This is a genomic window from uncultured Oscillibacter sp., assembly GCF_900544955.1.
GTDB lineage: Bacteria > Bacillota > Clostridia > Oscillospirales > Oscillospiraceae > Oscillibacter.
In genome coordinates this window covers 1-7,949 of the sequence record NZ_UQXD01000066.1, presented here as the reverse complement: position 1 = coordinate 7,949, position 7,949 = coordinate 1, and the positions used below count along the sequence as shown (strand labels likewise).

Here is a 7,949-nt window from a genome sequence, read left to right as displayed (position 1 = left end):
CGGCTGAGGGCGGGGCGAAGCGGGCCGCCGTGCCCGCCATCCCGACCCGGCAGGGCGCGGACCTGCCGGGCCAGCAGACCCTGGAGCCGCCCCGGGCGGCCCCCTGGCGCATCGCCGGGGAGGTGCTGCACACCTACGTGGTCTGTGAAGACGAGGGGGGCTGCGTCTGGCTGATCGACAAGCACGCCGCCCACGAGCGGATGAATTTCGACCGGCTGAAGGCCGCCCGGACGCCGCCCATGCGCCAGACGCTGCTGCGGCCCATCGCCGCGGAGCTGACCCGGGAGGACGGCGCCCTGCTGCTGGAAAACCTGCCGCTTTTGGAGCAATTCGGCTTCGCCTGCGAGGACTTCGGGGACGGGGCCGTGCTGGTGCGGGAGGTGCCGGCGGACATTGACGAGGGCGACGCCGTGTCCACTCTGGAGGAATTTGCGGAGGCCCTGCGCTCCGGCCGGGATTTGGAGGAGCGGCGGGAGAGCCTGCTGCACACCATGGCCTGCAAGGCCGCCATCAAGGGCGGCTGGGTCAGCGACCCGGCGGAGCTGCGGGCGGTGGTGGACCGGGTGCAGAGCGGCGAGGTCCGCTTCTGCCCCCACGGCCGGCCCGTGGCGGTGAAACTGACGAAGTACGAGCTGGAGAAGATGTTCAAACGGGCGTGAGGAGGATTATTGATGGGAAAAGAGAAGCGGTTTGTCAGGGTGTACGTCGAGAGCACCGCGCTTGAGGACAGCGCCGTTTGGGTGGACCGGGAGACCGGGGTAAACTACCTGTGGCACAGCGCCGGCCAGGCGGGCGGGCTGACGCCCCTGCTGGACCGGACGGGAAAGCCCGTGGTGACTACGGTTTTGGAGGATTGAACGATGAAACTGCTGTATGTGAACGCCTGCATCAGCCAGCGGGGTGCGGATTCCCGGACGGCGGCCCTGGCGGCGGCCTATCTGGAGGCGTTTCGCGCCGCCCATCCGGAGGCGGAGGTGGAGACCGTGGCGCCGGAGGCGCTGCTGGCCCTGCGGCCCTTTGACGCGGATAGGCTCAACGACCGGGATGCCCTGGCGGGCATCGGCGCCTTCGACGCGCCGGTGTTCGACCTGGCCCGGCAGTTCCGCTCCGCGGACCGGGTGGTGGTGGCGGCGCCCTTTTGGGACCTGAGCTTTCCCGCCGCCCTGCGGGTATATATCGAATATATCTGCGCCAACGGCCTTTGCTACCACTACGAGGCCGACGGCTGCCACGGGGACTGCCGGGCGGAGCATCTGGCGTACCTGACCTCCGGCGGCGACGTGGAGCGGGAGGGCAGCGTGGGCGTGGCGTACTGGCGGCAGCTGTCCGCCATGTTCGGCATTCCGCGCTTCGGCTACGTGTTTGCCGGGGGTCTGGACCTGGACCCCGCCCGGGCCCCGGCGCTGATGGAAGAGCCGCTGGCCCTTTCCCGCCGCCTGGCGGCGGAGGCGTAACGATTCTGCGGCGCATTTGAAACGGGAGGAGGGCGGCCCATGGCCCCAAAAATCGTCTGTGTGTCGGGCCCCACGGCCTGCGGGAAGACCACCCTGGGGGTGCTGCTTGCCAAGCGGTTTCACGGAGAGGTGGTCTCCGCCGACTCCATGCAGATCTACCGGGGCATGACCGTCGGCACCGCCGCCCCCACAGCGGCGGAGATGGACGGCGTGCCCCACCATATGATCGCCGTGGCGGACCCGTGGGAGCAGTGGTCCGCCGCCCGGTACGCCCAGACCGCCATCCCCATTGTGGACGACATTCTGGCCCGGGGCCGCCTGCCCATTCTGGTGGGGGGCACGGGGCTGTGGGCGGAGGCGGTGGTCCGGGGCCACGGCTTCGCCGCCGGGGCGGCGGGGGGCGCCGTGCGCAAGGAGCTCCAGGACCGGCTGGCCCGGGAGGGCGCCGCAGCGCTGCTGGAGGAGCTGCGGCAAGTGGACCCGGACGCCGCCCAGAGGCTCCACCCGGCGGATGAAAAGCGCATCCTCCGGGCGCTGGAGGTCTACCGGGAGACGGGCAGGACCATCACCGCCCACAACGAGGAGACCCGGTCCCTGCCGCCCCGGTACGACGCGGTGTGGATCGGATTGCGGTTCGAGGACCGGGAGGACATGAAGGCCCTCATCGACCGGCGGGTGGACGCCATGGTGGAGGACGGCCTTCTGGAGGAGGTCCGCCGCCTGCTGAGCGGGGGCCTTCCCCGGGACGCCACCGCCCTCCAGGCCATCGGGTACAAGGAGTTTCTGGGGGTGGCGGAGGGCGCCGTCACGGAGGCGGAGGCCATCGCCCAGGTGAAGCTCCGCTCCCGGCAGTATGCCAAGCGCCAGCTGACCTGGCTGCGCCGAAACCGGGACATCCACTGGATCGTCTGGAAAAAAGAACGGGATTTCGGTAGGGCCTTACAACTTTCGACTGAAATCCTGACCGCCGAGGGGGTATCCTAACCTGGGGCGGACGGAAAGAGAACCCAGCGTCCGGCTCACAAAGAAAAAAGGAGCGGACGACATGCAGAGCAAAGCGAATTTACAGGATTTATTTCTCCTCCGGGCAAAACGGGACAAGCTCCCGGTGACCATGTTTTTGATGAACGGCTTCCAGATGCGGGGCGTCATCACCGGATTTGACGCCTTCGTGGTGGTTTTGGACAGCGAGGGCAGGCAGCAGATCATCTACAAGCACGCCATTTCCACCATTGCGCCGGTGCGGCCGGTGGAGCTGGCGGAGGTGTGAGCGGGCTCCCGTGACAGGGGGGCACGGGAGGCAGGTACATGAAGCAGAGCAGCTTGGGAACCAAATTATTGATGGCGGCGGTGACGCTGGCGGTGCTGGCCTATTTCGGCATCCAGGGCTTCCGCTATTTCAGCGACCCCCTCACCACCACCATGGCCTATTCCTATCAGGTGGAGGAGGGGGTGGACCTGTCCGGCTACGTGGTGCGGCAGGAGCAGGTCCTCTCCAACGACGCCAGCGGACTGCTGCGGCTGCAGCGGGGGGAGGGGGAGCGGGTCAGCGCCGGCGGCACCGTGGCCGTGGCCTACGCCGACCAGGCCTCCCTGGACCGCCAGGGCGAGATGGAGAGCCTTCAGGTCCGCATCGAGCAGCTCCAATACGCCCAGGAGGCGGCCCTGGGGTCCGAGGCGTCGCTGAAGCTGGACGCCCAGATCATGCAGAGCCTTCTGAGCTACCGGGGCAGCCTGGCGGCGGACCGGTTGTACGACGCGGAGAAGCAGGGCGGCGAGCTGCGAGCCCTGGTGCTCAAGCGGGACTACACCTACTCCGACACGGAGGACCTCTCCGCCCAGATCGGGGAGCTGGAGGGCCAGCTGAAAAGCCTCCGCTCCCAGGCGGCAAACTCCATCCGGCGGATCACGGCGCCGGTCTCCGGGCTGTACTCCGCGGTGGTGGACGGCTATGAGACGGTGCTGACCCCGGCGGTGCTGCCGGAGCTGACCCCCTCCCGCCTGGCGGCGCTGCGGCCGGACGAGGCGGCCAAGTCCCAGGTGGGGAAGCTGGTCCTGGGGGACAACTGGTACTACGCGGCCTCCCTGCGGACGGCGGAGGCCCAGACGCTTCAGGAGAGCCGGGACCTCCGGCTCCAGTTTGCCAAGGGCGTGGAGCGGGAGCTGCCGGTGACGGTGGACGCCGTGGGTCCGGAGGAGAACGGCCGGGTGGTGGTGACCTTCCGGGGCAGCAGCTACCTGCCCCAATTGACGCTGCTGCGCCAGCAGAGCGCCCAGGTGGTGCGCACCACCCACAGCGGCATCCGGGTGCCCAAGGAGGCCCTGCGGGCCTCCCGCACCCTGCTGAACGAGGACGGTACCCGCACAGTGGAGGAGCGGCTGGGCATCTACTGCGTGGTGGGCAAGGAGGCCCGGTTCAAGCCGGTGGAGGTGCTGTACAACGGCGACGGCTTTTTGCTGGTGCAGGCGGGGCAGGTCAACAGCGAGAGCAGCCGCCTCCGACCGGGGGACACCGTCATCATCACGGCCAACGACCTGTACGACGGAAAAGTTGTGGATTGAGAAAGAGAGAGGAGCTGGAAGGATGTCCATTGCAGAAAACATTGCCCGCGTCCGGGCCGCCATCGCGGAGGCCGCCCGGGAGGCCGGACGGGACCCCGGGGAGATTCTCCTGGTAGGGGCCAGCAAGATGAACGACGCCGCCGCCTGCCGGGCGGCCGTGGCCGCCGGCATCGACGCCCTGGGGGAGAACCGGGTGCAGGAGATGCTCTCCAAGCTCCAGGACCGGGCCTACGACGGGGCGCCGCTGCACTTCATCGGCCACCTGCAGCGCAACAAGGTGAAGCAGGTGGTGGGCCGGGTGGCGCTGATCCAGTCCGTGGGCTCTTTGGAGCTGCTGGACGAGATTGAGAAGACGGCCGCCGCCCGGGAGTTGGTCCAGGATATTTTGCTGGAGGTGAACGTGGGCGGCGAGGCGGCCAAGAGCGGCTTTGCCCCCGGCCAGGTCTATGCTGCGGCGGAGGCGGCCCTCTCCCGGACCCATGTCCGTGTCCGGGGACTGATGACCATCCCCCCCGCCGACGCGGATCGGGATGCCAATATGCGGTATTTCCAGGAAGTTCAGGCGCTTTATGTTGACATCAATGCAAAATTGTTCCATAATGAATGCGAATACCTGTCCATGGGTATGAGCGGCGACTATCCGGATGCCATCCGCGCCGGCGCCACCATGGTCCGGGTGGGCACCGCCATTTTTGGCGACCGCCACTACAATTGAGAAACGCCGATGGGAGGCATTGCCATGAGCATTTTGGACGAGCTGAAGAAGCTGGCCCATCCCTATGAGGATGAGGACGAGGAATTCGAGGAGTTTGACGACACGCCCCGGAGAGACGCCTTCGACGACCGCCGCGGCAAGACGGAGGACCGGAGAAACAAGGTGGTGAACATCCACGCCACCACCCAGCTGAAGGTGGTGCTGGTGAAGCCGGAGCGGTTTGAAAACGCCTCGGAGATTGCCGACCATCTCAAGGACAAGCGGACGGTGGTGCTGAACCTGGAGTCCACCAACAAGGACATCGCCCGGCGGCTGATCGACTTTTTGTCCGGCGTGGCCTATGCCGGCGAGGGCAAGATCAAAAAGGTGGCGGCCAACACCTACATCATCACCCCCTACCATGTGGACATCGAGGGGGATCTAATCGACGAGCTGGAAAACAACGGCCTGTATTTCTGATATATTTCTACATAGAGAGGAAGAACCGATATGCTGACACCGCAGGAGGTCTCCACCCATTCCTTTACCAAGGCGGTCATGGGCGGCTACAATATGGCCATGGTGGACGAGTTTCTGGACGAGCTCACCGACGACTATACGGCGCTTTACAAGGAAAACGCGGCCCTGAAGGCCAAGATGAAGGTTTTGGTGGAGAAGGTGGAGGACTATCGAGCCACAGAGGACTCCATGCGGGCCACCCTCCTCACCGCCCAGAAGATGGCGGACTCCATCGTCCACGAGGCGGAGGCCAAGCGGGACGAGCTGATGGCCCGGGCCGAGAGCGACGCCCGGGAGAAGATCGCCCAGCTGCACCTGGAGGTGGAGGCGGCGGAGGCCCGGCTGCGCCAGGGGCAGCAGGAGCTGGCCCGGTTCATCGCCGCCAGCCGGGAGGTCTGCGCCAAGGAGCTCCAGATGCTGGACCAGCTTCCCCAGCTCCCCGTGGAGGTGGAGGTCCCCGCCGCGGCGGAGGCCCCGGTGGAGGAGATTGAGGAGCGGGTGATGGCCGCCTTTGAGAGCCAGGCGGAGGAGGAGCCCGCCCCAGAGGTGGAGGCCCCGGTGGAGGCGCCGGAGACGGCGTATCCCGACGGGGACCCCTTTGCCGCGGAGGAGCCCTCGGAGCCCACCCGCCGGATCAACCTCAAGGAGCTGAAATTCGGTCGCAACTACAAAGGCGAGGAATGAGAAAAAGCGGCTCGGAAGAGCCGCTTTTTTTGCGAAAAGGAGCGGAAGTATGGACAAGCAGCAGCCCATCATCGCGTTTTTATACGACTTTGACAAAACCCTCTGCACCACCGACATGCAGGATTACGCCTTCATTCCCAGCCTGGGTATGACCCCGGCGGAGTTCTGGGCGGAGGCCAACGGCTTTGGCCGGGGCAACCGCATCGACGGCATCCTGGCCTATATGTACACCATGCTTCAGGAGGCGGAGAAAAAAGACCTCCCCTTCACCCGGCAGGACCTGGTGGAAAAGGGGCGCAGCATCGTCCTTTTCCCCGGCGTGGAGGGATGGTTTGACCGGATCAACGCCTTCGGGACGGAGCAGGGGGTCCGGGTGGAGCACTACATCATCTCCTCCGGCCTGCGGGAGATCATCGAGGGGTCCGGCATCAGCGGCGCCTTCAAGGAGATCTACGCCAGCGAGTTCTACTACGACGGGGCGGGCAGGCCGGTGTGGCCCAAGCTGGCGGTGAATTTCACCGCCAAGACCCAGTTCGTCTACCGGATCAACAAGGGCGTGCTGGACGTGTCCGACGACAAGACGCTCAACGACTCCATGCCGGACGACAGCAAGCGGGTGCCCTTCACCAACATGATCTACGTGGGCGACGGCCTCTCCGACGTGCCCTGTATGAAGATGATGCGGGCCTACGGCGGCCAGGCCATCGCCGTGTACCAGGAGAGCAACCGCCTGGGGGTGGAGGATTTGCTGGCCAAGGGGCGGGTGGACTTCATCTTCCCGGCGGACTACCGGGAGGGCACGGCCCTGGACGCCACGGTGAAAAACATCATCCGGAAAATGGCCATCGCGGACCGGCTGTGGGAGGAGAACGTCCAGCAGCTGCGCTCCATCGGCGGGGATGTGCTGCCCAACCAAGTGGGACTGTTTTGAGGCAAAAGAGGGCGAAAGCCCTCTTTTTTGCATCCGGCTGCGCGAAGGCCCCACCCGCCCCCGAGTGAGAAAATACCGCCCTCCCATCCGCAAATCTCTTTACATTTGGTATCCTTTTTGCTAAACTATACCCTGCGTATTTGAGAAGAACCCAAAAGGAGAGAGAACATGGCTTCCATGACTGAATTTTCCCGCACATTGTCCCTGCTGCGGCAGGAGCGCGGCGTCTCCCAGCGCACCGCCGCCGCGGACCTGGGCATTTCCCAGGCCCTGTTGAGCCACTATGAAAACGGCATCCGGGAACCGGGACTGTCCTTTGTGGTGCGGGCCTGCGATTACTATAACGTCTCCGCCGACTTCATCCTGGGCCGCACACTGTCCCGGGAGGGCAGCATGCTCACCAGCGAAGAGGTGCTGAACGCGGCGGAGCCGGGCAACGTGCTCCAGGGCAGCGTGCTGGCCACCTTGCAGAGCAAGCTCCTCTCCGGCGCCGTGGGCGTGCTGTTCGGCCTGCTGGGCAAGCTGGGGGACAAGGCCGCCATCAACTCCGCGGCGGAGTATCTCACTAGCGCCGTCTACCAGCTCTACCGCCATCTCTACCGGGCCGCCGGCGGCAACGAGGCCTACTTCGCCCTGGACCCCGCCGCCTGCACCATGGGTGCGGCGGACGCGGACATGAAGCTGGCGGAGACCCGCTACGCCCGGGCCCTCCGGGCCCAGACCGCCCAGAAGGCGGCGTTTCCGGACCTGTCGCCGGAGGCCCTCTCCGCCGGATACCCCGGCCGGTGCCAGAGCCTGACCCAGATTCTCAGCACCGCCGACGCCCGGCTCAGCGGCCTGACCCAGAAGTGAGATGAGCTTTCAATCCCTCTCTTTTCTGGCCTTCCTGGCGGTGACGGCAGGGGGCTGCCTGCTGCTGGCCCGGCGGAGCCGGAGCGCGGCCCTGGCGGCGCTGGAGCTGGCGTGCATGGGGTTCTATGTGGCCGGCGGGGGCTGGCGGGCCTTTGCGGTGCTGTGCGCCGGGTGCCTGGCCACCCGGGCGGCGCTGCTGCGGCTGGGGCCCACGGCGCCCAAGCGGCGGCGGACGCTGGGGCTGGCGGCGGGG

Annotated in this window: 11 protein-coding genes and 1 pseudogene; all 12 read left to right on the top strand. The window is 66.4% G+C overall.

Going from position 1 to position 7,949, the window contains the following annotated elements; genetic code table 11:
• Positions 1-659 (top strand): annotated as a pseudogene (locus QZS21_RS11285) (DNA mismatch repair protein MutL); the annotation flags it as partial.
• A gap of 12 nt (positions 660-671) precedes the next feature.
• Positions 672-857, top strand: a complete 186-nt coding sequence (locus tag QZS21_RS11280) for a DUF6440 family protein (protein WP_295583441.1) — start codon at positions 672-674, stop codon at positions 855-857.
• A 3-nt stretch (positions 858-860) separates the two neighbouring features.
• Positions 861-1,454: an NAD(P)H-dependent oxidoreductase gene (locus tag QZS21_RS11275; RefSeq protein WP_295583439.1), complete on the top strand. Its 594-nt coding sequence runs from the start codon at positions 861-863 to the stop codon at positions 1,452-1,454.
• A gap of 39 nt (positions 1,455-1,493) precedes the next feature.
• Positions 1,494-2,438: a tRNA (adenosine(37)-N6)-dimethylallyltransferase MiaA gene (gene miaA / locus QZS21_RS11270; protein ID WP_295583436.1), complete on the top strand. Its 945-nt coding sequence runs from the start codon at positions 1,494-1,496 to the stop codon at positions 2,436-2,438.
• A 61-nt stretch (positions 2,439-2,499) separates the two neighbouring features.
• The gene (gene hfq / locus QZS21_RS11265; protein WP_295583434.1) at positions 2,500-2,724 is read left to right on the top strand and encodes an RNA chaperone Hfq; all 225 of its coding nucleotides are present in this window, start codon (positions 2,500-2,502) and stop codon (positions 2,722-2,724) included.
• 38 nt (positions 2,725-2,762) lie between these two features.
• The gene (locus QZS21_RS11260) at positions 2,763-4,016 is read left to right on the top strand and encodes an HlyD family efflux transporter periplasmic adaptor subunit (protein ID WP_295583432.1); all 1,254 of its coding nucleotides are present in this window, start codon (positions 2,763-2,765) and stop codon (positions 4,014-4,016) included.
• A 22-nt stretch (positions 4,017-4,038) separates the two neighbouring features.
• Positions 4,039-4,731, top strand: coding sequence for a YggS family pyridoxal phosphate-dependent enzyme (locus QZS21_RS11255; protein WP_295583430.1), 693 nt, complete (start codon positions 4,039-4,041; stop codon positions 4,729-4,731).
• A 24-nt stretch (positions 4,732-4,755) separates the two neighbouring features.
• Entirely contained in the window at positions 4,756-5,190 is a 435-nt protein-coding gene (locus QZS21_RS11250; RefSeq protein WP_295583428.1) for a cell division protein SepF, read from the top strand.
• A gap of 30 nt (positions 5,191-5,220) precedes the next feature.
• Positions 5,221-5,913, top strand: a complete 693-nt coding sequence (locus tag QZS21_RS11245) for a DivIVA domain-containing protein (RefSeq protein ID WP_295583426.1) — start codon at positions 5,221-5,223, stop codon at positions 5,911-5,913.
• A gap of 49 nt (positions 5,914-5,962) precedes the next feature.
• Positions 5,963-6,844 (top strand): HAD family hydrolase, encoded by an 882-nt coding sequence (locus QZS21_RS11240; protein WP_295583424.1) that lies wholly within the window; start codon positions 5,963-5,965, stop codon positions 6,842-6,844.
• Positions 6,845-7,012: 168 nt separating this feature from the next.
• The gene (locus QZS21_RS11235; RefSeq protein WP_295583422.1) at positions 7,013-7,696 is read left to right on the top strand and encodes a helix-turn-helix domain-containing protein; all 684 of its coding nucleotides are present in this window, start codon (positions 7,013-7,015) and stop codon (positions 7,694-7,696) included.
• A 1-nt stretch (position 7,697) separates the two neighbouring features.
• Positions 7,698-7,949, top strand: a 252-nt coding sequence (locus QZS21_RS11230; protein ID WP_295583420.1) for a hypothetical protein, incomplete at its 3' end; no start/stop codon positions are given.

Excerpts from the sequence above, each read along its gene's own strand:
- QZS21_RS11280 (WP_295583441.1), top strand. The coding sequence starts at position 672 with ATGGGAAAAGAGAAGCGGTTTGTCAGGGTGTACGTCGAGAGCACCGCG.
- QZS21_RS11275 (WP_295583439.1), top strand. The coding sequence starts at position 861 with ATGAAACTGCTGTATGTGAACGCCTGCATCAGCCAGCGGGGTGCGGAT.
- miaA (WP_295583436.1), top strand. The coding sequence starts at position 1,494 with ATGGCCCCAAAAATCGTCTGTGTGTCGGGCCCCACGGCCTGCGGGAAG.
- hfq (WP_295583434.1), top strand. The coding sequence starts at position 2,500 with ATGCAGAGCAAAGCGAATTTACAGGATTTATTTCTCCTCCGGGCAAAA.
- QZS21_RS11260 (WP_295583432.1), top strand. The coding sequence starts at position 2,763 with ATGAAGCAGAGCAGCTTGGGAACCAAATTATTGATGGCGGCGGTGACG.
- QZS21_RS11255 (WP_295583430.1), top strand. The coding sequence starts at position 4,039 with ATGTCCATTGCAGAAAACATTGCCCGCGTCCGGGCCGCCATCGCGGAG.
- QZS21_RS11250 (WP_295583428.1), top strand. The coding sequence starts at position 4,756 with ATGAGCATTTTGGACGAGCTGAAGAAGCTGGCCCATCCCTATGAGGAT.
- QZS21_RS11245 (WP_295583426.1), top strand. The coding sequence starts at position 5,221 with ATGCTGACACCGCAGGAGGTCTCCACCCATTCCTTTACCAAGGCGGTC.
- QZS21_RS11240 (WP_295583424.1), top strand. The coding sequence starts at position 5,963 with ATGGACAAGCAGCAGCCCATCATCGCGTTTTTATACGACTTTGACAAA.
- QZS21_RS11235 (WP_295583422.1), top strand. The coding sequence starts at position 7,013 with ATGGCTTCCATGACTGAATTTTCCCGCACATTGTCCCTGCTGCGGCAG.